Origin of the sequence: Xenorhabdus sp. PB62.4, assembly GCF_014467285.1 — a bacterium.
Taxonomy (GTDB): Bacteria; Pseudomonadota; Gammaproteobacteria; order Enterobacterales; family Enterobacteriaceae; genus Xenorhabdus.
The window spans coordinates 1-25126 of the sequence record NZ_NKHR01000030.1 but is presented as its reverse complement, the minus strand read 5'-3'; the positions used below and the strand labels follow the sequence as shown (position 1 = coordinate 25126).

Sequence of the window (25126 nt, the reverse complement as noted above, 5' to 3'; positions counted from 1 at the left end):
AGCGTGGCTTTTTTTCTCATTTTTATGATAAATTTTCTTCACAGTTCAAACTTTTCTTAAAAGGAAAAATGATGGAGAAAAATATAACATGGGAACGAGGTGAATATTGGATAACAACAGATAAGAGAAAAATTAATATTCATTTCGTATATAGTGAATTATCGCAATTATTTTGGGCGCGCGGCATTGAGTTTGAAAGAGTCAAAACTGCGATAGAGAATAGTTTATGCTTTGGACTGTTTCATCGCGATAAAGAAATTGGATTTGCCAGATTAATAACTGACTTTGCCATATTATCTTATATCTCAGATGTATTTGTTATTGATGAATACCAGAAAAAAGGATTAGGACGTTGGCTGGTGGAATGTATTTTGCAACATCCGGTCATTCCTCATGTACAAAATGTGGCGTTGGTAACTTCTACTGCGGGAGGGCTTTATAGAAAATTTGGTTTTGAGCCTGTTACAGAGAAGGATTTTTTGTGGATGCTGGATAAAACGAAAATGCCCAATAACTTAGGCAGATGATAAAGAAATCAGGCGGTTATTATTGATTTTGGATAATATCGCCTGTGTTGCCTGACAGAAAAACAGTTCTCATTGGAATGATTGCAACTCATTCCAATGACGAATAATCTGTCCGACGATACCGTAATTTTGCGCTTCTTCTGGTTCCATCCAGTAATTACGATCGGTGTCTTTTGCTACTTTGTCTAAGGGATGAGTGGTTGCTTCACTGATCAGCCTATTTATGCGGTTGCGGATTTTTAATATTTCTCTGGCTTCGATTTCGATATCTGAAGCGCGTCCCTGAACGCCACCTAAAGGCTGGTGGATCATAAAACGAGTATTTGGCAGTGAGTAACGATTTTCTTTGTTGGCGGCAAGGAAGATGGTGATACCAGCGCTTGCAACCCAACCCGTACCAATCATCATGACTTCTGGTTTGATGAACTTAATCATGTCATGCAGGGTATCTCCTGCTTCAACATGGCCACCTTGGCTATTGATAAATATTTTTATTGGTTCATGACTGATTTCCTGCAAAATTAGCAATTGGGTCATGACTTTTTCAGCGAGTTGCTGATTAATTTCTCCAGAAATGATAACGGATCGGGATTTAATGAGTTGATTATGAACATATGGCAGTGTGTTCATCCTTTTCTCAAATTGATTGGTAAATTCATTATTCACGTTTTTTCGTTCCTATAATAAATAATATTAGATGTTTAATTAATATAGCTTAGGGGAATCATTTTTGCAGAAAATACCCTAATTATTTAGTTTAAGTTTCAATGTCAAAAAAATTGAATTATTTTTTTAAAAAATTTAATTGTTTTGTGAAATTATAATGATATATATTTAGCCTCGTGATTTTTATGGAAATGTTATAAGCACAACTAAATAAGATAAAAGCCATAATGTTTTTTATCTGTGCTTTGGTTATATCTTATGAATTTTTATTCTATATTTTTTTTGTTTGTCTATATAAAGAAGCAAGTGAGTTGGTATTTTATAAATATAATTATTTACGTTCTGCCAACGTAACTTTAGTTGGCTATAGTGTAGATGTAATAAATTAGGAAAGAGTTATGGAACATTTTGACATAGAGAAAGTGTCGAATAAGATTCTGCATGAATTATTACAGTATAGGCGGCGTTTCCCGGAGTCTGAACATTCGCTGCAATATGAAGAAAAGAGAGTTTCAGAAGTTCAGCTACCACGTATTCGTGCATTTGTGGAGCAAAATAAGCCCATTGAGTGCATTTTGCCAGCGTTTCCGACAAAATCACCAAACCCCCGTAAAGTATTAGGTAAGGTGCCTGATATGGCGGAAAAATTATCATTAATTTTTTTAAATTCTCTTTGCCAGCGTATTCAGCTTTATTATCCGCCTGGAGCAAATATTGTTATTTGTTCTGATGGACATGTATTCAGTGATCTTATTCGGGTTGATGATAACACCATTACTCATTACCAATTGGAAATTGAAAAGTTACTGCAAGAATTAGGGGCAACTCATCTTTCAGTTTTCAATCTCGGCAATGTTAAATCACTCACTCAATATACCAATGATTATGATCAACTACGTGAATTATTGGTGAGCCGTTACGCATCTTCAATAGAGGAGATTAAGGAAACTCTCAAAGAAAACGAAGAAGGTATTCGATTATATCGGGCTATTACGCGTTTTCTTTATGAGGATAGTTTATTGCCAGAATATACAGGATCGAAAAATGCGTTGCAGAAAGATGCACGTCAGCGATCTGTTGGGGTTATCCAGCGTAGTTGGGCTTGGGGTAACCTGCTTGCGGAGCAATTCCCATTGGCAATTCGTCTCTCCATTCATCCACAGCCTGTAGACAGCATCAAAATTGGTATTCATATGATGCCGACCCGGGATGATTGGTTGACACCGTGGCACGGTGTGGCTGCCAACATTAATGGTCAGTTCGTTCTGATGAAAAGTGATGAAGTGAAACGGATGCAGGGACAATTGATCGAAATTCGTGGTGTGCCAAGCCATTACTTGATTGATAGGGTATCTGAAGAAAATCAACAAACAAAACCCCTAAAGACTGCACAGGCAGAATAACCCTTTGATATACCAAATTTTGAGAGAAAAATCATGGATATATATGAACTTGATTGCAATATTGAAGTGGTAAAACCGTTTGGGTTGCTGATTACACCTAATTATCCAGATCAAGATATCAGCACATTGTCGGTTGATGCCCTGCGTGGATTGGCCCGCACTCATCTGTTGGTTGTATTGCGCGGATTCCAGTCTGGTTTTACGGATAAAGAAAAGTTGACAGAATATTCCCGCCGTTGGGGTGAAATCATGATGTGGTCATTTGGTGCGGTATTGGATGTGATGGAACATCCTGAACCCTCTGATCATGTTTTGGACAGCGGTAATTTACCGTTACATTGGGATGGAATGTACAGGGAGACAATCCCTGAATTTCAGATATTTCACTGCGTGGCTGCACCAGAGGCGGCTCAGGGAGGGCGAACCACTTTCGTCAATACTGAGAAATTAATTGCTGATGCCAGCGATGACGAGCGCAATAAGTGGAAAGATATAACGATTACGTATCGCACAAGTAAGGTGACACATTATGGCGGAGAAGTTGTTTCACCGCTGATTTGTCCTCATCCTGACGGTAAGCGATGGGTACTTCGTTACAATGAGCCGATGAATAAAGAAGATGAGAAATATGCCGATCATCACTCTTTAGTCATGCACGGATTATCACAGGAAGAGCAGGAAACACTGGAAAAAGCGCTATACGGGCGTTTATATGATCCGCGTTATTTATATTCTCACCAATGGCAGTCCGGCGATATTGCCATCAGCGATAATTTTACTTTATTACATGGACGCGAAGCTTTTATTTCCCGCTCTCCTCGTCATATCCAGCGGGTACATATCCATGGCGAACCTGTTTGTGAAAATCACAGTTTTCGCACTATTTCAGTTTCAGATTTGGATTAAGTCAAAGTTGCTTTAAAGGAGTTTTGATTAATGTCTCGTATTGTCTTAGCCGCTGTTGCAACCCCAGGCCATGTTTTTCCAATATTTACTATTACGGAGCATTTAGTAGGGCAGGGACATGATGTAACGATATTCAGTGGTTCTCTTTTTCAACAGCAGGCAGAAGCGTTGGGAGCCAGTTTTGTTCCTTTCGATAAGCAAGTGGATATTGATTACCGTTGTCTGGAAAAACACTTCCCTGAACGGGCAGAGTATTCTCCCGGAAATACCCAGATGGCTCTGGCAGTGAGGCAGTTTTTTGCAACTCCAATCCCGGTGTTATCCAGCCAATTAATGCAGGTACTTGAAGAAGAACAAGCTGATCTTTTGATTATCGACAATACCTTTTATGCAGCACTGCCATTATTGCAGAAATCGGCTGGTGAACGTATTCCTGTGATTGCCATTGGTGTTACGCCACTGTCGTGGTCATCAAGAGATACTATATTCTGGGGGCCTCGTATCCCGCCTGAATTGTTACCCGCCGATTTAACTCGTGAACAATTGGTGGATGAGGAAACACAACAGTTGATCAAACAAGTCAGGGAAACCTTTAATCAGGCACTGGCTGCTGTAGATTGTCCGCCTCTGACCAGAGATCACAACGATGTTTTGATGAGTAGTGTGGATCGTTTCTTGCAACTGGCAACTCAGTCATTTGAATTTTCCCGTGATGATTTACCTGAAACGGTGGAGTTTATCGGATCATTGGGTGTGAAAGTGGAGGATGATAACACTCAGATAAATTGGCCGGATGAAAGCCAGCCGTTGATCCTGGTGACTCAGGGAACACTGGCAAATATTGATTTTAACCAATTATTGTTGCCTACATTGCGGGCGCTGGCAAACCTGCCAGTTCGGGTCTTGGCGATTACAGGCGGTCGTTCTTTTAACAAACCAGGAGAAGAAATTCCAGAAAATGCCAGAGTGGTGGAATATCTCAATTTTGAACACTGGCTTCCTCGTACATCAGTTTTCATTACTAATGGGGGTTATGGTTCACTGAGTTCTGCTATTCGTCATGGTGTTCCGCTAGTGGTTGCAGGAACAGGAGATGGTAAATTGGAAGCAGTTGCTCGCGTAATCTGGTCACGTTGTGGCATCAGCCTGCATACTGACACACCAAGTGAGCAACAGCTATATCAGGCAGTGACAAAGATATTATCCTCTTCTATATGGCGTCAGCAGGCACAGATTATTAAAGCAGATTATGCAGCTCATAATGCTTTGGAATCGATCACACGCCATGTTGATGAATTGATTGCTCAATCAGCATGGTGTGTCACTAAAGTATGACGTCGATAATCGATCTCTATCGGTTATGAAGCCATAAAACATAAAAAAAGAACGCGGTATGTTTAGTTTACCGCGTTCTTTCACGATTAAGCTTTTTCTCTCACACCTTCAACAGAAATGACTAACTCGACTTCCTGACTTTTTGGCCCCAAATCGCCTTTAATATTAAAATCTTTCAATTTGATTTTCCCATTAGCTTCAAAGCCTGCACGGTATCCGCCCCAAGGATCATTGCCTTCCCCGGTTAATTTGGCGTTCAGTGTCACTGGCTTGGTGATGCCATTTAATGTCAGATCACCGATGATGGTGTAGTTTTCCCCTGTTTTTTTCACTTCGGTTGACGTGAATTTAGCCTCTGGATATTTTTCTGTGTTCAGGAAATCAGGGCTGCGTAAGTGCTTATCACGCTCAGCATGATTCGTATCAACGCTGTTTGTTTTAATAATGACATTAACTTTATCTGCGGCAGGATTTTGGGCATCAAAGGTAAATTTGCCGTCAAATTTTCTGAAGCCACCGTAAAGCCAGCTTATACCCAAATGTTGAATGCGAAATTCAATAAAGGCATGTTGACCGGCAGTATCGATTTTATAGTTAGCAGCCATTGCTGAGCTGGTGCCCATCAATAAAACGCCTGCTGTCAGGCCGGCTAGCGCTTTTTTCAGTACAGTCTTATTAACCATATAATCATTCTCCAAAAATTATTTCTTATCGGGATTGCAACCAAACATTCTTTTTAAGGTGATATCGCGGTCAATAAAGTGATGTTTTAATGCCGCCAGCCCATGCAGTAGCGAAACCACTACAACAATCCAGGCAAAGTAGAGATGGATAACCCCGGCAGTATCAGCTTGTATTCCTTGCTCTGTAAGAGTGGCGGGGACTTCAAACCACCCAAAAACACTAATAGCTTCACCATCTGCGGTAGAAATCAGGTAACCGCTGATTAAAATGCCAAACAGAACAATATAGAGCGTTAAATGAACAAGTATTGAGCTGATGCGTGTAAAGAGGCTATAACTTGCCAGTGGTTTTGGTGGGGGAGAGATAAATCGCCATATGACCCGAATGACCATGACAATGAAAAGAAGTATGCCGATACTCTTATGAAGTTCCGGTGCGCGATGATACCAGGTATCGTAATAGCTTAATGTCACCATCCATAATCCAAGGCCAAACATCCCGTAAACAGCAAGGGCGGCTACCCAATGGATTAAAACAGAAATATGACCAAAGCGTGTGGAAGTATTTTTTAATAGCATAATAAATACCTACTGGAGCAGGTTCTTAGTTAAAAAGTTTGTATATTATAGTAGATAAAAATGAAATTTTATTTTAGTGGATTTTAAGCAAATAATTTGTTTAAGAATGTCAAAATTTATCAATGATAAAATCAAGTTATACTATTTCAGATGAGATTAAAGTGAATCTTTTGTTTTGTCTATTTCTTTTGGTTATTTCTTATGTCTGATTATTTTGGTTTTTGGTGAGTTTAATCTAGTTTTATAGTTAATTGTTGTTAATTATGTTTTTTCGAGATTTTTTATATTGGTAACTATTTAATAATCATTTAAAATAGAGAGGTGATTTATTATTTTATTGGGGAAATATAATTTTTATTGTTTGTCTGTTTCCTATTGTTAGCCGGTATAGGATTTTATCCGGTATGGTATTTTATCCGGCATAGTAATATTTTTTTGTGCAACCATATCATTTTATTATCAAAACGAGAGAGACGATGTATACATTGTGGATAGCCAATAAAAATTATTCTTCTTGGTCACTGCGTCCGTGGATTTTGCTCAAAGCGTTGGATATTCCTTTTAATGAGCGGCTTAGTTATTTTGAAGATGGTAAAAGCAGCTATGAGAAATTCAAAGCATTCTCACCAACAGGGTTGGTTCCTTGCCTGATTGATGAAAATATTACAGTTTGGGATTCGTTAGCAATTGCGGAATATATTGCAGAGGATCATGCTCAGGTCTGGCCATCAGATAAAATAGCCAGGGCATGGGCGAGAAGTGCGGCGGCAGAAATGCACTCTGGATTTGCTACATTACGCCAAATTTGCTCAATGAATTGTTCCGTTCGAACTGAGTTGCCTGAAATCACGCCTGAATTGCAATGTGATATTGACCGAATTAATGCCCTTTGGTCAGAAGGGTTGGCTAAATTTGGCGGTGAATGGCTGGCGGGGGATAAATTTACTGCTGTTGATGCGTTTTATGCGCCAGTGGCTTTACGCGCCCGAACTTATGGGTTGAAATTTTCCGTTATTAATCAGCAGTGGATTGATCGCATACTGAAACATCCTGCGATGGTAGAGTGGGTAGAGGCTGCTATAAAAGAACTTGAAATAACGCACTAACTCACATTGTTTTATAAATCCGAAAATAATCACATAGGGTACTTTTAGAACCCTATTTTTTTATGATGTATTTATTTGGTGATTACATGTGTTTTTAATTATTTATGATTATTATAAATTGAGTGATTATTTTTATTTTATTTAAAGTTATTTTGATAAATGAGTGCTTGTGTAGGTAGTTTTATGGATAATGTTTTTTCATCTTTACAGAGAGGAAAGGATAAGAAATGGATTGGCATGGCATTGTTTTTAGTGTTATTTTTTGTGGTGTTATCGGTAGTATTTTTTGGTTTATGAGAAATAAGGGACTGATTAGTAAAACCGTTTCTATTGTTATTTTCTTAGTTGTAATGTCGGGTTGGAATTTGTTTTATTTTAAGGTATTGAAAGGCCAAAATGATTCTGTCATAGATGGCATTGAGTCTGTGATGGAAAAAATTGATTTACCTATTTTTCTTACGATTAGAGACAAAGACCCAAAAGTTTATGATGAACTTAAACAGACAGTTTCGACATTAAAGAAAGAAGGGAAGGGTAATGATGAAATAAAAATGGTGATTTTAAATAAAATTATTGCATTGCTCGATAGCCGTTTTTTGTTTGCCCCTGATGAAAATATTATTTCTCAGGTGAGTGTGATAGTTAAACAAATGGAGTTTCTACAGCAAAAAAGTGCTGAACAATGTTTTAATTTTCTTTTTCCGACGATAAATAACCGTTTTTCTGATATAGAAAAAATAGCAAAATCCTTTCCAAAGGAATTGTATAAACAGCGCTTACAAGCTGACAGAGAGATGCTGATTGCCTCTTATGATGGGAAAAAACGCCAATTTTCAGTAGAAGATGGTGAACTTGTTTTACAAGATCTGGAAGCGGTGAAGTTTGCTCTGGCGCAGAAATATGGTGACGATATTACTTTGTTGGAATCTCTGCAAAGTGGCAGTACTGATAAAGTAAAAAGTTGTGACATGTATATTTATATGAATAAAAAAATCCTTGAACTTCCACCAGAAAGAGCGGCCCGTTTATATCGTTATTTTGTGAGTCACATGTAACCGGCCTTATGCCTGTACCCAATGAATTAATAAAAAAATCATTGGGTAATATGGATAAAAAAAAGCTCCGTATAGGGACGGAGCGGGAATGGGTAAAAGTAGCTGGGAAATGTAGTACAGATGTATCTTAACTCTGCATCATTAAATATGAGCTAAACAAAAGAGACGTTTTGCCGTCGCGCGACATCTTGAAACCCATTGGGTATAGCGCTGCATCATTTTACAAATATGAGGGGAATGATTTTATCGGGTAAGGCAATTATCAGCGGTCAGAATACTTGGTATGGCTCATGTTGCATGGATGATCTGTCCATCAGCCCAGGCCATACCAAATATTAGTTGTTGTCATTGAGCATATCCTCCATCTGGTTTTTTAATGGAAAACTGCGTCTCGAATGACATCCAGCGAAGCAGGGTTCTCAATCAAGGCAATATCACTTGGCTCACGTCCTTCACAAATAGCCTGCATCGTCCGGCGAAGCATTTTGCCTGAACGAGTTTTTGGTAATTGAGTCACAAAATAGACACGTGCCGGGCGGCCAACACTGCCGATTTTTTTATCCACCAATGCCATGAGTGCTTTTTCCAACGCAGCAAAATGGTCTGCATTCTGGATTTCCCGTCCTTCCTTGAGAACAGCAAAAGCAACCGCTGTTTGTCCTTTTACTTCATCTTTGATGCCAATCACCGCAACTTCTGCCACGTCTTCATGGCTGGCGACGCATTCTTCAATTTCTCGTGTTCCCAGACGATGGCCTGAAACATTAATGACATCATCAGAACGCCCCAGAATAAAATAGTAACCGTCGCTGTCGCGAATCCCCCAGTCAAATGTTGAATAGACTTGTTGGTCAAAATGTTTCCAGTAGGTATTGATAAAACGGGTATCATCTCTATAGATGGTCTGGATACAACCGGGAGGAAGAGGGCCTTTGATAACCAGCATTCCCTTTTCGTTAGCGCCACATTCCTGACCGGTCAGTTCGTTGATCAGCTTGACGTTGAAACCATACATCGGGAATCCTGTACTGCCAAAACGGCTTGGTCGCTCGTCCAAACTTCGTGCAATTGCCATAATCGGCCAGCCAGTTTCGGTTTGCCAGTAATTATCGATCACAGGTACATTAATGGTTTCGGTAATCCAGCGGGCAGTATGTTCATCCAGAGGTTCTCCTGCCAAATAGAGTGCTTCCAGTGATGAAATATCATATTTAGCAATGTAATCCGTAGGATATTTTTTGAGGACACGGATTGCAGTTGGGGCAGAAAACATTCTGGTAACTTGGTATTTTTCGACAATTTGCCACCAAATACTGGCATCCGGGTGTATTGGTAGCCCTTCATACATGATAGTTGCCATGCCCGCGATCAGAGGCGCGTAGATAATATAGGAATGCCCGACAACCCAGCCGATATCAGATGTACAAAAGAAAACGCCACCGGCCTTACCGCCAAAAATAACATCCATTGATGTTGCCAGTGCCACGGCATAACCGCCAACATCTCTCTGTACACCTTTGGGAGTACCGGTTGTGCCTGAGGTATAGAGCACACAGGATGTTTCATTGGATTCAAGCCATGTAACGGGAATGTTCGCAGTCAGATGTTCTTGCCGTAATGTGGCGAAATCGACATCTCTATTTTCCACCCAATTCATATCAGCCAGTCCACGATTTACCATCAGAACGTGGCGTGGTGTATGATTAGCCAGTTCAATCGCTTCGTCCAGCAACGGTTTGTAAGGGATAATTTTACCTCCGCGAGAGCCGGCATCCGCAGAGACAACTAGAGTCGGTTCAGCGTTATCCAACCGGGTGGCGAGACTATGGGAAGCAAAGCCGCCAAACACCACTGAATGAATCGCACCAATGCGCGCGCAGGCCAGCAAAATAAATAGGGCTTCGGCCACCATTGGCATATAAACAACGACGCGATCGCCTTTTTTTACACCGAGTGACAGCATGATGGCGGCAGCGCGGTTCACTTCCTGATGTAACTCTTGATAGGTGAAAACGCGCTCACTGCCAGTCTCGGTTGAAATGGCAATCAGCGCCTTAGCATCGGGTTGGCTTTCTAGCCAGCGATCCAATGCGTTATAGCAAAGATTAGTTTTACCCCCGCAGAACCAACGGGCAAAGGGAGGATGACTGTGATCGAGAGCTTGCTCAAAAGGCTGTTGCCAATGTATTCGTTTGGCTTGTTCAGCCCAAAAGGCATTGGGATCATCAATCGAATGCTGATAGAAGTCTTGGAATGACATAATCTCTCCTCGCGTTATGCAGATGAGAGGCGGTTCCTGGAGCCAGAACCGCCAATGACCATATCCTTCATCTTTCAAGCTGCTGTTTTTAGATGTTATGCACCTTGAAATCTATTGGGTATATATAGATTATATGACGTACAAATCGAGGTATTCGTTCACAGGGATATCTTTTAATGACATGACATCAAGAGATACCGCCAGAATTTTTTGTTGTTGCTCTTTCGGGAATTGACGCGCCAGATTGGTTTTAAATTTTTCTTCTAACAGCGGGATGCCATCTTTTCGGCGGCGAGCATGCCCAATCGGGAATTCGACCTTCACTTCCTCAAGCTGAGTACCATCGGTAAATACCAGCGTCAACGCATTGGCAATAGAGCGTTTTTCTGGATCATGATAATCACGGGTAAAATCAGGATCTTCGACGCAGACTATTTTATCCCGTAAGGCATCAATGCGAGGATCAACGGCGATATCATCCTCATAATCCGCTGCTGTCAGGCGGCCAAAAATCAGTGGGATGGCAACCATATATTGAATGCAGTGGTCTCTGTCTGCCGGATTATTCAATGGGCCTTGTTTATCGATGATTCTAATACAGGCTTCATGAGTGCGGATAGTGATTTTGGCGATGTCTTCGACACATTTACCCTGTTTTTTCAGTTGTTGATGCAGACTCATTGCTGCTTCTACGGCGGTTTGTGAATGGAATTCTGCGGGGAAAGAGATTTTAAACAACACATTTTCCATTACATAAGAGCCATAGGGGCGCTGGAATTTGAATGGCTGACCATTAAACAACACATCATAAAATCCCCATGTTTTTGCCGTTAATACAGAGGGGTATCCCATTTCTCCCTTTTGCGCCATCAGTGCCAGGCGCACCGCGCGGGAAGTGGCATCCCCCGCCGCCCAGGATTTGCGGGAGCCTGTATTGGGAGCATGGCGGTAGGTTCTCAGGGATTGCCCGTCAACCCAAGCCAATGAAACTGCATTTAAGATTTCCTCACGCGTCAAACCTAGCATTTGAGCGACTACTGCCGTGGAGGCGATTTTTACCAGAACCACGTGATCCAGCCCGACTTTATTGAACGCATTTTCCAATGCCAGACAGCCTTGAATTTCATGTGCCTTAATCATGGCTGTCAGCACATCCCGCATAGTGAGTGGCTTTTTCCCTTGGGCAACCGCATTTCTGGATAACCAGTCGGCAGTGGCAAGGATGCCGCCAAGATTATCAGAAGGATGTCCCCACTCAGCCGCCAGCCAGGTGTCATTAAAATCCAGCCAGCGAATCATTGCACCAATGTTGAATGCAGCCTGAACAGGATCGAGCTGAAATTGAGTTCCCGGTACGCGGGCACCATTCGGCACAATTGTTCCCGGCACAATAGGCCCCAATAGTTTTGTGCAGGCGGGATATTCCAGCGCTTCCAATCCACAGCCCAAGGTATCGATAAGGCAATGATGGGCTGTGGCGTAAGCAATCGGGGATGTGATGACGTAATCCATGACATAATCCACAATATCCACAATCACCTGATCGTAATCAGGGCGGTTGTTAACAACAGAGGTAGACATAATTAATCCTTAAGTCATTATTTGTAAATTAAACTATTTACGTTGATCAATCGGTATAAATGTCAAATTCTCAGGGCCGGTATAGTTAGCCGAAGGACGAATAATTTTGTTATCAATGCGTTGTTCAATAATGTGTGCCGCCCAACCGGAAGTACGGGCAATGACAAACAGTGGGGTAAACATGGCCGTAGGAACCCCCATCATGTGATAGGACACCGCAGAAAACCAATCGAGATTCGGGAACATTTTTTTGTTATCCCACATGACCGATTCGATTCGGTCTGCAATGTCATACATCTGAGCTGTACCTGCTTCTTGAGAAAGCTTCAGGGAAATCTCTTTAATCACCTTATGGCGAGGATCGGAAACGGTGTAAACCGGATGACCAAAACCGATGATGACCTCTTTTCTCTCCAGACGGGTAAGAATATCGGCCTCAGCCTGATCTGGCGTGTCATAACGCTGCTGGATATCAAATGAAACCTCATTGGCTCCACCATGTTTTGGCCCGCGCAGGGCACCAATGCCCCCGATAATGGCAGAGTAAGTATCTGACCCTGTACCGGCAATCACACGGCTGGTAAAGGTGGAAGCATTAAATTCATGCTCGGCATACAAGATTAAAGAGGTGTGCATTGCTTTTTCCCATGACTCACGCGGTTTTTGACCATGCAGGAGATGGAGAAAATGCCCGCCAATGGAATCATCATTGGTTTCAACTTCAATGCGGCGTCCATTGTGGCTGTAGTGATACCAATAAAGTAGTATCGAACTGAGCGATGCCAGCAAGCGATCCGCGATATCACGGGCGCCTGTAACGTTATGATCTTCTTTTTCCGGCAGGGTACAACCCAGAACAGAGACCCCTGTACGCATCACATCCATCGGGTGCGCTACTGCCGGCAAAGCTTCCAATGCAGCTTTAACGCTACTGGGCAGGCCACGCAGTGCTTTTAATTTGGCTTTATAGGATGCTAATTCTGCGCGGGAAGGGAGTTTATCGTGGATGAGCAGATAGGCTATTTCTTCAAACTCACAATGGGCAGCCAAATCGAGAATATCATAACCACGGTAATGTAAATCGCTACCGTTTTTCCCTACTGTGCAAAGCGCTGTGTTGCCTGCTGTAATGCCGGAGAGGGCAACGGATTTTTTCGGTTTTAATGGCGTTGTTTCAGGAGATCCCGCTGTTGTATGCTGTTGATTCATGAGTATCACCTTTGCTATTTTTTCTGAGAAAACAGGGCGTCCAGTTTTCGTTCAAAAGCGTAGTAGTTGATGCTTTCATAAAGTTCATTACGGGTTTGCATCATATCGATGACGTTCTTTTGTGTGCCATCGCGACGCAAAGAGGTATAGACCTGCTCAGCCGCTTTATTCATAGCCCGGAATGCAGATAGTGGGTAGAGGGCAATGGCGACACCGACACTTCTCAATTCTTCGACGGTAAAAAGCGGCGTTGCACCGAACTCGGTAATATTCGCCAAAATGGGAACCTGAGTTCTGGATGAAAATTCCTTATACATAGGCAGTTCTGTGATAGCTTCAGGGAACAGCATATCCGCGCCTGCTTCAATATAAGCCGCAGCTCTTTCTAGGGCGGCATCCAGCCCTTCCACTGCGAGTGCATCGGTGCGGGCCATAATGACGAAATCTGCATCGGTACGGGCATCAACGGCGGCCTTGATCCGGTCTACCATCTCCTCTTTAGAAACAATTTCTTTATTCGGACGATGACCACAACGTTTAGCACCAACCTGATCTTCAATATGAATTCCCGCAGCACCTGCTTTAATAATAGAACGAACAGAGCGGGCGACATTAAATGCAGAAGAACCGAATCCGATATCTGCATCCACGAGCAGCGGTAAATCACAGACATCGGTAATGCGGCGGATATCAGTTAATACATCATCCAGCGTGGAGATGCCCAAATCCGGCAGCCCCAGTGAGCCTGCTGAAACCCCGCCACCTGAAAGATAAATGGCCTTGTAACCTGCTCTTTTCGCAAGTAATGCGTGGTTTGCATTGATAGTTCCGACCACTTGTAACGGAGATTCGGCTTCTATTGCTTGACGAAAAGCCAAACCGGCAGAGGAAAATGCCATACATAACTCCACTGTTACTAAAATGAAACCAATTTGTGTTGTTTTGTTATTAAAGCAAGGTTGATGCCAAGAATTAGAAATTAAGAGAAAAAATCAGTGGTTAATATAATTGATGCGTTATTTTTTGTGATTAATCAATCAAATATATAGATTCTGTTTAATGGTGTGGTGACTGGTTTCCTATTGGTTATAATGTATACTTGTTTCATTTTGAATCGCTTATGTTTCGTATGTGTTTCATTCTTGATAGATGAAACATTTGATGAAATTAATGATTGGATTGCACTCATTGAAAGAGAAATGGGGGAAATATGGCGTCAGTACATGCAGGTGAACGTGATAACAGTAACCCCGTGATCTGGACCGTCTCCGTTTCCAGACTTTTTGATCTTTTTCGCGATATTACGCCGGAATTTGATCATCAGGCTGATATCACCCCGATTCAATTGGGTTTTGAACGAGCAGTGCAACATATTCGCAAGCGTTTGGAAACAGAACATTGTGATGCTGTTATTTGTGCGGGTTCTAATGGCGCATATTTGAAAAGCCGCTTATCTGTGCCTGTGATTATCGCGAAAGCCAGTGGATTTGATTTTATGCAGGCATTGGCTCGTGCCCGGCAAATTAGCTCCCGGATTGGCGTTATTACTTACCAAAATCCCCAACCGGTGTTGGAAGAATTTCAGCAGAGTTTCAATCTGCGTATCGAACAACGCAGTTATGTGACGGAAGAAGACGCCAGAGCACAGGTCAATGCTTTGAAAGCGATGGGTATCAAAGTCATCGTTGGTGCAGGATTAATTACCGATCTTGCTTATGAAGCGGAATTGGTGGGAGTTTTCGTCTATTCTGCCGATTCTATCCGGCTGGCGTTTCAAGATGCGTTGGAAATGGCCAGAATGGCCAAGCTGAATCAAGCTGTGATTTCACCTTATCCTACGGAGGATAAACTACGTACTCGTCATACAATCAGTGATATCAGGGGAAATTCTGCTGCGGTAGAACATGTGCGCAATACGATCATGCTGTATTCCCGTTCGGCGGCTACGGTTTTGATTCAGGGAGAAAGCGGGACAGGAAAAGAGCTGGTGGCACAGGCTATTCACCATGAATATACCTTGCGTTATGGTCAGTTGGCTGGCAAACATCCCCGGCCGTTTGTGGCTGTTAACTGTGGGGCGATTACAGAATCTTTGTTGGAAGCTGAATTATTTGGCTATGAAGAAGGTGCTTTTACGGGTTCCCGACGTGGCGGACGGGCCGGGTTATTTGAAGTTGCGCACAGGGGGACGTTATTTCTGGATGAAATTGGCGAAATGCCGTTACCATTACAAACCCGGCTATTGCGGGTATTAGAAGAAAAATCTGTTGTCAGGGTAGGAGGATATCGCCCGATTGCTGTTGATGTTCGCATCATTTGTGCTACGCATTGCGATTTGGATACATGGGTAAGAGAAGAGCGTTTTCGGGCAGATTTGTTCTACCGTTTGAGTGTATTGCGGATTAATGTACCGGCTCTACGGGAAAGGGGAAGCGATATTAATTTGTTGGCGCTGGAATACTTACAACGGGCATTTGCTGCACTTAACTTATCTGTTTCATCTTCGAGAATCCGGGAACTTGCTGCGTGTGACGAAGCATTGCAGTCTTATGACTGGCCGGGAAATGTGCGTGAACTGCGTAATTTGATGGAACGGGTAGCACTGTATTTGAGCGCTCATCCTGAACAAGCTTTGACACCAGCATTGATATTATCACTTTCACCAGAGCGCCAGTTTGATATGCGTACTGCCAACAGCAATCTGAAATTTGTTCAGACAGAGCCATTTCCTCTGATTGAAAGCGTTTCTTCAGTGCATGATATTGTCGCAAGATTTTCAGGTAATCGACGAGCGGCTGCGGAATATTTGGGAATTAGCCGCACGACGTTATGGCGCAGATTGAAGCAGGAGAAAGGAAAAGGTGAATAATCGCCGTTAATTAGCTCTTATTCGCCAGTAAACTTGCATATCGTTTCATATCAATATTTCCGCCACTCAAAATAATCCCAATCCGTTGCCCTTTTAACTGTTCACGCATCGATTTTGCAGCAGCAAAACCTAAACAGCCGGTAGGTTCGACAACCGTTTTCATTCGCTCTGCTAAAAAATACATGGCGTCGATCAGTTCTTCATCTGATGCTGTCAGAATATCTTCAACCAAATGCCGGATGATATTAAAAGTATGTAGCCCTAAATGTTGGGTTTGTGCGCCATCTGCAATCGTTTTTGGAGTTTCGATATGAACAATTTCCCCTTTTTTAAAGGATTGCTGCCCATCATTGCCGGTTGCCGGTTCGACACCGAAAATTCGACATGTTGGCGATAAATGAGCAGCAGAAAGTGCAGAACCAGACAATAAACCACCGCCGCCGAGGGGAATAAACAGGGCATCTAACTCGCCGACTTCTTCAAACAATTCCTTAGCAGCAGTCCCTTGACCAGCAATGATATGTGGGTGATCGAAAGGTGGAATAAGAGTCATGCCATGCTTTTCTGCCAAATGACGGCCTATTTCTTCGCGATCTTCTGTATATCTGTCGTAGAAAATAACCTTACCACCATAACCTCTGGTCGCTGTCACTTTGGCTTGTGGTGCATCCTGAGGCATGACAATAGTAGCGGAAATATTCAGTAACTTGGCCGCTAACGCGATTGCTTGTGCATGATTGCCGGATGAAAAAGCAATAACTCCCGCTTTTTTCTGCTCACCACTGAATTGGCATAGAGCATTCATGGCCCCACGAAATTTGAATGCGCCCATTCTTTGGTAATTTTCACACTTGAAATAGACCTGGGCATTAAAAATTTCGTTGACTGTCGTTGAGGTGAAAACGGGAGTCTTGTCGATATATTGCTTAATACGGGAATGGGCTTCAGAAATAGCATTGTAATCAGGAATAAACTTCATTATGTGAGCCTCCAGCGCTCAGTGATACATTTTTATTTGTACTCGTCATCTTTCAAGTTGCAGTTAATACTGAGATGATTATCATCATCGTCGTCATGTTTCCTAATAATTAATATATTCTTGTGGTATCCAGCCAGTTTCTCCTGATTCTTTATGCGCCCAATACCAGCCGTTTAAGGTACTTTCCAGATAGAGACATTCTCCTGTTTTAACTGTTAGTTCATGAGCCGTATAATTCTCGCGACATATTGCTTTATTAGGAGGAATAAAATGTAAAATTTGTTGCGGAACCCAACCACTGATATTTGAAGTATTAGTTGTCCAAACCCAGTCAGGATATTCAAGGTCACTATAACTAACTGAAACGACATCCCCAACCTGTAATTTAATCGGATTCGGGTAAGCACTAATATAATCACGGATGACAGTACCTTTTCTTAGCATTTTCACTCCTGAACTATTTTGATAATTGGAGACCTATATCCAATAAATGGATTTCAAAATACTATCAACAAAGCTGCACCTGTAAGAAAAGATGCACCAGCAGGCCTTTTAAACTAATCACTTGGCTTTGCTTCAACTACATTGGCTAAAGTCAGGATTCCCATTTTCTACAAATACATCCATATCTTCTCCAATTAAATTATTTGATTATCAATACTATTAAGGTAATAATTTATTTAGAGTAAGAATAGTACGATTTAAATATATCTGAAAGAGTTGTTTTCCGTAATTGTGATGATTGGCAACTTTATTGTAAATCGCTTATTTCTTATTGGCATTAAAATTTTAGATTTATATTAAAATGTCTCTCATTCTTTACTATTTTTGTTGAGGATAAAAAAAGGAGGTTATTTATAATCTAAGATTGATAGCGGTGCAATATCTTGTTGTTATTAGCAACTATCATTTCAGTGCTCCATTAAAGGTGAATTAATAACCAATCAAAAATATTTATTAAGTGATATTTTTAATAATTTCATCATAAGGAGAACAGTATGAAAATGATGAATATGATATCTGGCACAATCTTAGCGATTTTATCTTGTTTATGGATTTCTACTGCTTTGGCGGAGGAAAAAAGTGTTAATGCCGAAGAACACTCAAAATTATCTGCTGAATATAATATGGAGTTTATCCATCTTCCCTCCTCTAAATTGAATCTCTTAGTAGAGAAAATAGATTCTCAGTGTATGTATGAGAGTGGTGATGATCAGTTTAATCTTCCGATTGGCAAGCAACATAGCATCTATTTAGAAGATAATAATAATTTATTTAGTGGCTGCACATTTAAAACAAAAAGTGTCGAATGGAAAATTTCTAGTGGCCCTGTAAGTTGTAATTTGATATTTGAACATGGGTATGATGAGGGTTGGTATACAGAGATTAAAGGGTGTGAAAATATAATTGATAAGGCTATTTGCAAAGGAGAGGATTGCAATCAGAAGAAGGTTTATGGAGGAGACTCAAAGATTGAGATAAAGTTAGAGATTTCGGCAAGTTAAATTTAACTATTTCTTTTTTGTTATATACAAAAGGGAGGGTTTACTCCCTTTATCTTGCTCAAGATAATATCCTGATATATAGATAAATAACTTCAGTATTTCACAAAACAGAATAAGCGGATAAAAGAAATTGTGGGCAGTGAAAAGGTTTACTATACCGATGGCGAACCGTGCGACATCTCCGAAAGCATTCGCTTAGATGTCCGTGTCCAGACGCCGGAAGATTCGGTGTGGAATTTGAGGCAGGGGGTGAAGGATTCAAGTTAGGATAAGGTTTACACAGCAGCGCAAGGAGAGTAGGGTTGACTTAGTACTTAAAGAAACTCCTGAGTCCTGAGAGGAGGTGGTATCAAGATGAGACTAATCAGTGTATATCCAGACTCATATGTATTTGAAGAGCCGCACAGGAAAGTGCCAGAGAAAAATAGGTTGACTATTTCGTGTCATGGAACTCAAGAGTATTTAATCATAAATGGACGCGATTTCTTGTATGGCGAGGGTTGGTAATAGCTCATCTGTAGTGAAAAAAGAGATGAATATCACCACGTTTAGAAACAGAGTGACCGCCTGTTATGCCAATTTACCCGTCTTAAAAGGCACACAGGGTGAAGCCTATCTGCGCAACCGGGCATTCATGTTCTGCCTGCCGACAACGTGAAGTATTGCGCTGAACAGCCTGTTCGTAACGGAACACTGCAAGCGATATGGGCACTTGCCACTGACTCAAAAGGGCAGGCGTGTTACCTGTACCGGACGTATTTAGACGGGGATCGAAAAGCCTCGTTAGAGGTTGTTAAGAAAACGAATCGGTAAGACATTTATGCAATTGGCGCGGGATTACAAGTGTTCAGATACCCACATCGGGAAGAGGCTACAAAAGGCAAAAGGTGTTATTAAGGGTATGTTAATGATGCAGGGTGTTTCACTGGAAATGGATAAATGCGTCCAGTTACAACCTACCGATATTAATTCACACCAATTATGCAGTAACTTTTGAAAATAACTTTACGATCGTAAAAATACTGTTATTGTGATAAGAGTGATAGCAATGTCACACAGCTTATTAATTCCTCAAGCTTTGTTTCGACGGGGGTTTTGTTTATAAGGCGTAAAAGCACCCCAATATTTGAGGTGCTCAATTTTAGTTAAATTATTTCATTTTCTTGTATGTGAAGATGGCATAAAAGATTATGAAGAGTCCACCGACAATCAGGGCTGAACCTAAGCCAGCGTTACCGAAATTTTCATACAATGGGTAAAGAATTCTCGGGATTCGGGTGACTTCTTTCTCGGATGAAAAATATGTTATACCGTAAATAGTGAACCCTATCCCTAAGATAAATATAATTAATAACCTTATTTTAATATTCAATTTTGTAACCTTTTCTTGGAATTAATAATCTGACATTCTTAATGTTAGGAATGCTTACATATTGCTACAGACAGTGTGATTATAATGTTGTGAATTTATTGCTGTCAAAGTAATCCTCATTAATCATGCAGGGACTTTTACCAACACCAAACTTCAAAATATATAACCCACTGAATTACGCACTCGACAAACAGACAGATTTTATAATGCGTTGCCATATTTTAAGGCGTATTGATTCTGTTACAGGCTATTCAATTGAGATAAGAGCCTGACCTAAGTAATATTAGCTGCCCCAGTCGGTACTTCTCCATGGGCGTTGATTCAGGTGTATTTAGGTAATAAAGTCCATCGTAAGGATTGGTCTGCTCCTGATGAATATATACATCTAGTTTCTGGTAATGGTAATGACGCACCAGAGATTAAAACATGGTGTGATGACATCTTGGCAACCAACACAAGAAGATTTGATGGCTTGTGATTGGAGTTTGTTGAAATCAGAACCAAAATCAGGTGATTGCATGCTATCTTTTGATCTTAAAGTAGGGTCTGTCCAATATTATAATGGTGGTATTCCAAGTCAGGGTAAAGTTCAAGAGTGGGGATATTTGACTACAGGTGCAGAGGGAGGTGTACCGCCTTATGGCACTCTGACTCATCTTCAAAGCACTATAGGAGTTGGAAACATCTTAGTATTCAATCTCAGCGAGTTCCCCATCGGTAGTTTTTTTTCAATGGAATTGCAAGTTGACGCCCAAAACCAACCGGACTTATATAGTAAGAATCTTGAAGTAACGGTTGATGGTTCAACTTATGATCTTGGTTCTAAAGCTACTAACACTATCGGAAGTGGTTTTCCAAATGTGTTTGACTATGATTCTGATGGTGCAAAACAATTAGGTGCTCTACTGAAACAACACGTAGATAGTTGGGTGGATTGGGGAAATTGTGGTCAGATGTTGGGGATTGGTGTGGGATTTGAGGTAGGGGGAGAATAGCGGAGACAGAATAAGGGGCGTTATGCCCCATTTCTAATATCCAATCTATATATCAGAAAGTGTATCCTTAGTTATTGAAATAAATTGACAGGTTCATCGATTATTAATCAATAAGCAGCTCTTATTATAACACTTGTTATGTAATTAATTCCGGTGTTACTTAAAGGTCCACCTATTTTGATGCTCACTTTTATTGAATTAGTTAAAGCAATCAATAATGTTGTATATAATCCTGCACTTTCTATTACACTATTACTTGGATACGCGAGATAAAAATTACTATAAAATATACCATATTGATCTCTAATTGTTATCTTGACATTATTAGTTGCTGTATTTTCTGGGGATGTTTCTAGCCTAATTATATTCACTCCCTCTAGAATGGTTGAGTTTGATGTGGTGATGGTGGGAGATGTGTTTTTACTATCATTCATATTTGTTTATCCATTAATTGTAAGTAAAAAACTTAGGTGGAATAAAGATATTGTAAATATCTATCGTTTTAAAAGGTTACAGTTAAAAAATATCACTGATGGTTATTAATTTAATGATATTTATTTTCCTGTTTTTTATGATGAATAATTAAGTATAAAATAAATAAAAATACCTTCATTGTTGAGTTGTTGTATATTGTTTTAAATTTTTCTAATAAGCAATAATGTTTTTTAATAAGGTAATAAAATCACTATTGTTACTGCTATTTTATTTTATTTTTTATTACTGAATCTTAAATATCATGTTAAAATTCATCCAATAATAAGTTTAATAAGTTTAATTAGTTGTTATTAGTTGTTATTAGTTGTTATTAGTTGTTATTAGTTGTTATTAATTGTTATGTGATTTATTGAGTTAATATTTGTTAAGTTTAATGAGTTATTATAAAGTTCTTAAAATATTTAATCTAGAATTTTATTTTCTCTATGGTTAAATAGCATCTTTCGTTATTCTAAATACTTTTAATGATAACTATTATTTGAGTTTTTATCACAATCCCTTGATTTTCCTAATATCTGGTTCTGTGACAGAAATAAGTAAAATCAATTACTTAGATAAACGGGAGAATTGCCCCTCTTTTAACCATTTGATTTAATTGAATTCCCGCTCAGGACGGGAATTCCGGTTCTCTGACGGAAATAAGGAGTATCAGGGGGTTAAGTTAAAGCGGTATCTTCTTTGGCGCATTATGTTTTGTCAGTAAAGGAGCTGATTTTATTGATCCTCCATTTGTTATTCTATGCCATCCTGTCATCAAACATGCAGCTCACCTAAACGTTAAATCGAGCTTAGTCAAAACGCATTCTCCAGTATTGATGAACTTATTTTATTGATGTTCACTGGCGGAGAAGTAACCCGCCTTCATAGACTGATAAAGTCGCTTTCAAAATCTAATGATTGGAGGTAATACTATGTATGATTGGTCTGGAACTGTTCCCGGCAAACTAGCGCAAGGTCAACCTACAGGGCTTGTATTCCAAAAAGGGGATGTAATATCCATCATTGCGGCAGGGTGGGTGAAATTTGTCAATGACAACCGTCCGAATCCGTGGTCTGCACCTCAAGGGGTTCCTCCTAATCCTCCAAGTGGGGGTTTAGTTGCAAAAATTGGCGATAAGACCTATGAAATTGGCAATGGGGTACTCCATAAGACAGTGCCTACAGATGGCGAATTAACTCTTTTATTTTTAGATAGTAATTATAAAGATAATTCCGGTGAATTTTATGTTAACGTTAAAATAGAATCACGTTATTTTCCTCTCCAAGAAATACAATAAATAATCTCGATATCTAACCCGCAATTTTCTGCGGGTTAATCACTCCCTCACTCCACCTGTTCAGCCTGATCGGTATCAGTGGCAACCTCTGCCATCTTCTGCCTCACATTCCACACTGAATCCTCCGGCATCTGGACACGGACATCTAAGCGAGTACTTTCGGGGATGTCACACGGTTCGCCATCGACATAGTAAACCTTTTCACCGTCGACAATGGCTGTCTAGTCCTGATATACGTTGACACTATTTTACTCATAACGCCTGATGATGGACTTCATCGGGTGTTTTATATTTTAGGGCTAAGTGAGGCCTATACCGATTATAAATATCTATCGATTCACTCACCCATATCGTCGCTTCTTTAAGGTCAGCGGGTTTACCGAGTAAAAATTCGTTTTTCAGTATGCCATTAACCCGTTCTGCCAATGCATTCTGATAACAATCGTAGCCGTCTGTCATTGAGCATGTGACCGCATTGTTGGCATGTCATGCTTGATAGTGTTTTGAACAATATTGTAACCCCCTGTCTGAATGATGGATCAGCGATTGTTCGGTCAATTTTCGGCTTTTTAAGGCCTGTTTGTACGCCTTGATGACCGAGTCTGTTTTTAAGTTATCGTGGACATGATATACGGGGTACTTGGCGCGCTGTTCGGGCGAGAACACCGACTGGCAGTCTCATCACCACAGGAAGCTAGGTTCGGGATGGCGGCATTTTTTGCCAAGAATGATGTTAGCGAGCAAGACAAGTTCGGCACCGTAGAAGCGTTGACCCAATACGCAAGGCTAAGAGTCCCTAAACTGGTAGCAAAAGCGGCAGGGAATAAACTGGGGCAATGTTTGGTGATCTTATCGAAGATGGCGTTTGAGGATTATGCCCGTTCAGCCGCGTCAACCTGTCAGTGTTCGGAATGCAAAGGGAAGGGGCTTATCTACGGAATGAAGGAGGTTGAGAAACATCCCGGTATTATTCGTGCCGACGGCGTGGTGATTATCGAGCCGTGGATTGAAACAGAGCGAGTGGGTGAGCTTTGCCAGAAATGCAATGGCAAAGGTGTTCTGTCAAATCGTTGTCGCTGCAAGGGACGTGGGTTGGTGCTTGATGAAGAACAAACCGCATTGCAAGGCGTGCCTGTGCATAAAATCTGCCCCCGGTGCGCAGGTCGGGGTTACAGCAAAGTGCCTTCATCAGTGGCTTATGCGGCAATCAAGGCTTATGTACCCGATCTGAACGAAAGGACATGGCGGCGGAACTGGAAGCCCTTTTATCAAACACTGGTGGAGAAGTGCCACTCGGAAGAAAAGCGCGCCGAAATTGCATTCAATGCGGTGACAAAATAAACCGTTGCATTTTGTCCGGCCTTGGTCTAACATCTTCAAACAGTGGGAACTTGTAACTATACTCACTACGAATTTTCAGACCTCGCCCAGTGCGGGGTTTTTTGTTTTTGAGAGAAAATGAACTTTATTATGATAATTGTCATTCCTTTGATGATGATTAATAGATTCTAAAACTGCCTTTTTATCTGATTTAAGTTATCAGCGCTGTCCTTATTTTAATATGGAACATTCAGATATTATTTAGGTAATATCTAAGCGACATCCAACAAGGTTAATCCATATAAAAACAAGGTTAATCCATATAAATAAGGTGAAACGCTATGATAAATAAAAAAGTGAGTATTCTTGCAGGATTGTTTTTGTCTCTGGTCGCTGGAACAAGTATGGCTGCGGAAAAAGCAGTAACTGATGGAAAAGCCTCCTTTCCAAGGAATACTGACTGTTCAAAATACCTACCTGATGACGGTGAATATACAGGAAAATTGGTTTATGCTTTTGCCGTAGATGGCTGGGGCTATAATTGGTATTGGTTTGTAAGCTTGGACTCGGATGGTGAGGGATGCGTAGCAGTTGATAAAACAAGTGCAAGACATGATAGGATTGCTTATGATGCCTTTAATCAAAGCAGTATTGTAAAAATTAAACTCAATAAGAACCGGATAACAACAATAATTCAGTAGTTTTATTCACTATTTTGATAGTATTATCCGAATTTCCTTAATTATTAAATCAGTACATATTACTAGTGATCAACTTAGTGTTTACAACTCGAATAGATCGGGAGAGAACACCCCTCATTGATCACGGATAGTGTTATTTGATCACGGATAACGAACCCAAGGCTGCGCACGGCGTGGCCTAATGAGATGGTCACCCCCACCCTGTGAGCGGTATGCTGGCAGGGTGTTTTTCTTTCAGGAGAGGCCATCATGCAAAACGTCACACTTATTGGTATTGATCTCGGTAAACATTCTTTCCACGTG

General features: G+C 40.9%; 23 protein-coding genes and 2 pseudogenes. 14 read left to right on the top strand and 11 right to left on the bottom strand.

Going from position 1 to position 25126, the window contains the following annotated elements; all coding sequences use genetic code 11:
- The first annotated feature begins 71 nt into the window (after positions 1 to 71).
- Complete coding sequence (locus Xenpb_RS17085) at positions 72 to 527, top strand: GNAT family N-acetyltransferase (protein ID WP_187655429.1); 456 nt, start codon at positions 72 to 74, stop codon at positions 525 to 527.
- Positions 528 to 596: 69 nt separating this feature from the next.
- Here Xenpb_RS17085 and Xenpb_RS17080 read toward each other — a convergent pair whose 3' ends face one another.
- A complete protein-coding gene (locus tag Xenpb_RS17080) occupies positions 597 to 1193 on the bottom strand; it encodes an ATP-dependent Clp protease proteolytic subunit (protein WP_368666837.1) in 597 nt (198 codons plus the stop codon).
- Positions 1194 to 1591: 398 nt separating this feature from the next.
- On the opposite strand from Xenpb_RS17080, the gene pvcA reads away from it, so the two are divergent.
- The 3 genes from pvcA to Xenpb_RS17065 are packed head-to-tail and all read left to right on the top strand — an operon-like array spanning position 1592 to position 4837.
- Positions 1592 to 2596 carry an L-tyrosine isonitrile synthase gene (pvcA, locus tag Xenpb_RS17075; RefSeq protein ID WP_187655420.1) on the top strand — a complete coding sequence of 335 codons (1005 nt, stop codon included), beginning with the start codon at positions 1592 to 1594 and terminating at the stop codon, positions 2594 to 2596.
- Positions 2597 to 2629: 33 nt separating this feature from the next.
- On the top strand, positions 2630 to 3502 hold the full coding sequence (pvcB, locus tag Xenpb_RS17070) for a tyrosine isonitrile desaturase/decarboxylase (RefSeq protein ID WP_187655419.1): 873 nt from the start codon (positions 2630 to 2632) through the stop codon (positions 3500 to 3502).
- A gap of 30 nt (positions 3503 to 3532) precedes the next feature.
- Positions 3533 to 4837 (top strand): rhabduscin glycosyltransferase, encoded by a 1305-nt coding sequence (locus Xenpb_RS17065; protein ID WP_187655418.1) that lies wholly within the window; start codon positions 3533 to 3535, stop codon positions 4835 to 4837.
- A gap of 86 nt (positions 4838 to 4923) precedes the next feature.
- Here the strand turns inward: Xenpb_RS17065 and Xenpb_RS17060 are convergent, their stop codons facing one another.
- Positions 4924 to 5520: a YceI family protein gene (locus Xenpb_RS17060; RefSeq protein ID WP_187655417.1), complete on the bottom strand. Its 597-nt coding sequence runs from the start codon at positions 5518 to 5520 to the stop codon at positions 4924 to 4926.
- A gap of 18 nt (positions 5521 to 5538) precedes the next feature.
- On the bottom strand, positions 5539 to 6099 hold the full coding sequence (locus Xenpb_RS17055; RefSeq protein ID WP_187655416.1) for a cytochrome b: 561 nt from the start codon (positions 6097 to 6099) through the stop codon (positions 5539 to 5541).
- Between the two features lie 476 nt (positions 6100 to 6575).
- On the opposite strand from Xenpb_RS17055, the gene Xenpb_RS17050 reads away from it, so the two are divergent.
- Both Xenpb_RS17050 and Xenpb_RS17045 read left to right on the top strand, forming a co-directional pair.
- Positions 6576 to 7205: a glutathione S-transferase family protein gene (locus Xenpb_RS17050; protein WP_187655415.1), complete on the top strand. Its 630-nt coding sequence runs from the start codon at positions 6576 to 6578 to the stop codon at positions 7203 to 7205.
- 227 nt (positions 7206 to 7432) lie between these two features.
- Entirely contained in the window at positions 7433 to 8260 is an 828-nt protein-coding gene (locus Xenpb_RS17045; RefSeq protein WP_187655414.1) for a hypothetical protein, read from the top strand.
- A 373-nt stretch (positions 8261 to 8633) separates the two neighbouring features.
- On the opposite strand, the gene Xenpb_RS17040 is transcribed toward Xenpb_RS17045, so the two are convergent.
- The 4 genes from Xenpb_RS17040 to prpB form a co-directional block, all read right to left on the bottom strand.
- Positions 8634 to 10520, bottom strand: coding sequence for a propionate--CoA ligase (locus tag Xenpb_RS17040; RefSeq protein ID WP_187655413.1), 1887 nt, complete (start codon positions 10518 to 10520; stop codon positions 8634 to 8636).
- 129 nt (positions 10521 to 10649) lie between these two features.
- Complete coding sequence (locus Xenpb_RS17035) at positions 10650 to 12101, bottom strand: bifunctional 2-methylcitrate dehydratase/aconitate hydratase (RefSeq protein WP_187655412.1); 1452 nt, start codon at positions 12099 to 12101, stop codon at positions 10650 to 10652.
- A 33-nt stretch (positions 12102 to 12134) separates the two neighbouring features.
- Complete coding sequence (gene prpC / locus Xenpb_RS17030) at positions 12135 to 13310, bottom strand: 2-methylcitrate synthase (protein WP_187655411.1); 1176 nt, start codon at positions 13308 to 13310, stop codon at positions 12135 to 12137.
- Between the two features lie 14 nt (positions 13311 to 13324).
- Entirely contained in the window at positions 13325 to 14209 is an 885-nt protein-coding gene (gene prpB / locus Xenpb_RS17025) for a methylisocitrate lyase (RefSeq protein WP_099113809.1), read from the bottom strand.
- Positions 14210 to 14520: 311 nt separating this feature from the next.
- On the opposite strand from prpB, the gene prpR reads away from it, so the two are divergent.
- Entirely contained in the window at positions 14521 to 16179 is a 1659-nt protein-coding gene (gene prpR / locus Xenpb_RS17020; protein WP_187655410.1) for a propionate catabolism operon regulatory protein PrpR, read from the top strand.
- Between the two features lie 10 nt (positions 16180 to 16189).
- On the opposite strand, the gene Xenpb_RS17015 is transcribed toward prpR, so the two are convergent.
- The gene (locus tag Xenpb_RS17015) at positions 16190 to 17158 is read right to left on the bottom strand and encodes a threo-3-hydroxy-L-aspartate ammonia-lyase (RefSeq protein WP_187655409.1); all 969 of its coding nucleotides are present in this window, start codon (positions 17156 to 17158) and stop codon (positions 16190 to 16192) included.
- Positions 17159 to 17260: 102 nt separating this feature from the next.
- Complete coding sequence (locus Xenpb_RS17010; RefSeq protein ID WP_187655408.1) at positions 17261 to 17602, bottom strand: SH3 domain-containing protein; 342 nt, start codon at positions 17600 to 17602, stop codon at positions 17261 to 17263.
- A 554-nt stretch (positions 17603 to 18156) separates the two neighbouring features.
- Between Xenpb_RS17010 and Xenpb_RS17005 the strand changes: the two genes are divergently transcribed.
- The 4 genes and pseudogenes from Xenpb_RS17005 to Xenpb_RS16990 all read left to right on the top strand — a co-directional run bounded on the left by Xenpb_RS17005 (position 18157) and on the right by Xenpb_RS16990 (position 21030).
- A complete protein-coding gene (locus Xenpb_RS17005) occupies positions 18157 to 18663 on the top strand; it encodes a hypothetical protein (RefSeq protein WP_187655407.1) in 507 nt (168 codons plus the stop codon).
- Positions 18664 to 19135: 472 nt separating this feature from the next.
- Positions 19136 to 19321, top strand: a complete 186-nt coding sequence (locus tag Xenpb_RS17000; protein ID WP_187655406.1) for a hypothetical protein — start codon at positions 19136 to 19138, stop codon at positions 19319 to 19321.
- Between the two features lie 147 nt (positions 19322 to 19468).
- Positions 19469 to 19660: pseudogene (locus Xenpb_RS16995) on the top strand (antiterminator Q family protein); the annotation flags it as partial.
- A 779-nt stretch (positions 19661 to 20439) separates the two neighbouring features.
- Entirely contained in the window at positions 20440 to 21030 is a 591-nt protein-coding gene (locus Xenpb_RS16990; RefSeq protein ID WP_187655404.1) for a hypothetical protein, read from the top strand.
- 107 nt (positions 21031 to 21137) lie between these two features.
- Here Xenpb_RS16990 and Xenpb_RS16985 read toward each other — a convergent pair whose 3' ends face one another.
- Complete coding sequence (locus Xenpb_RS16985; protein WP_187655403.1) at positions 21138 to 21464, bottom strand: hypothetical protein; 327 nt, start codon at positions 21462 to 21464, stop codon at positions 21138 to 21140.
- 972 nt (positions 21465 to 22436) lie between these two features.
- Here Xenpb_RS16985 and Xenpb_RS16980 point away from each other — a divergent pair.
- Positions 22437 to 22802 (top strand): LecA/PA-IL family lectin, encoded by a 366-nt coding sequence (locus tag Xenpb_RS16980; RefSeq protein ID WP_187655402.1) that lies wholly within the window; start codon positions 22437 to 22439, stop codon positions 22800 to 22802.
- A 248-nt stretch (positions 22803 to 23050) separates the two neighbouring features.
- Here Xenpb_RS16980 and Xenpb_RS16975 read toward each other — a convergent pair.
- Positions 23051 to 23432, bottom strand: a pseudogene (locus Xenpb_RS16975) (integrase core domain-containing protein); the annotation flags it as partial.
- On the opposite strand from Xenpb_RS16975, the gene Xenpb_RS16970 reads away from it, so the two are divergent.
- Both Xenpb_RS16970 and Xenpb_RS16965 read left to right on the top strand, forming a co-directional pair.
- Positions 23427 to 24143 carry an antitermination protein gene (locus Xenpb_RS16970; RefSeq protein ID WP_187655401.1) on the top strand — a complete coding sequence of 239 codons (717 nt, stop codon included), beginning with the start codon at positions 23427 to 23429 and terminating at the stop codon, positions 24141 to 24143. The pseudogene Xenpb_RS16975 and the gene Xenpb_RS16970 sit on opposite strands and share 6 nt — an antisense overlap.
- Before the next feature lie 320 nt (positions 24144 to 24463).
- Positions 24464 to 24823, top strand: coding sequence for a hypothetical protein (locus Xenpb_RS16965; protein WP_187655400.1), 360 nt, complete (start codon positions 24464 to 24466; stop codon positions 24821 to 24823).
- Positions 24824 to 25126 lie beyond the last annotated feature (303 nt).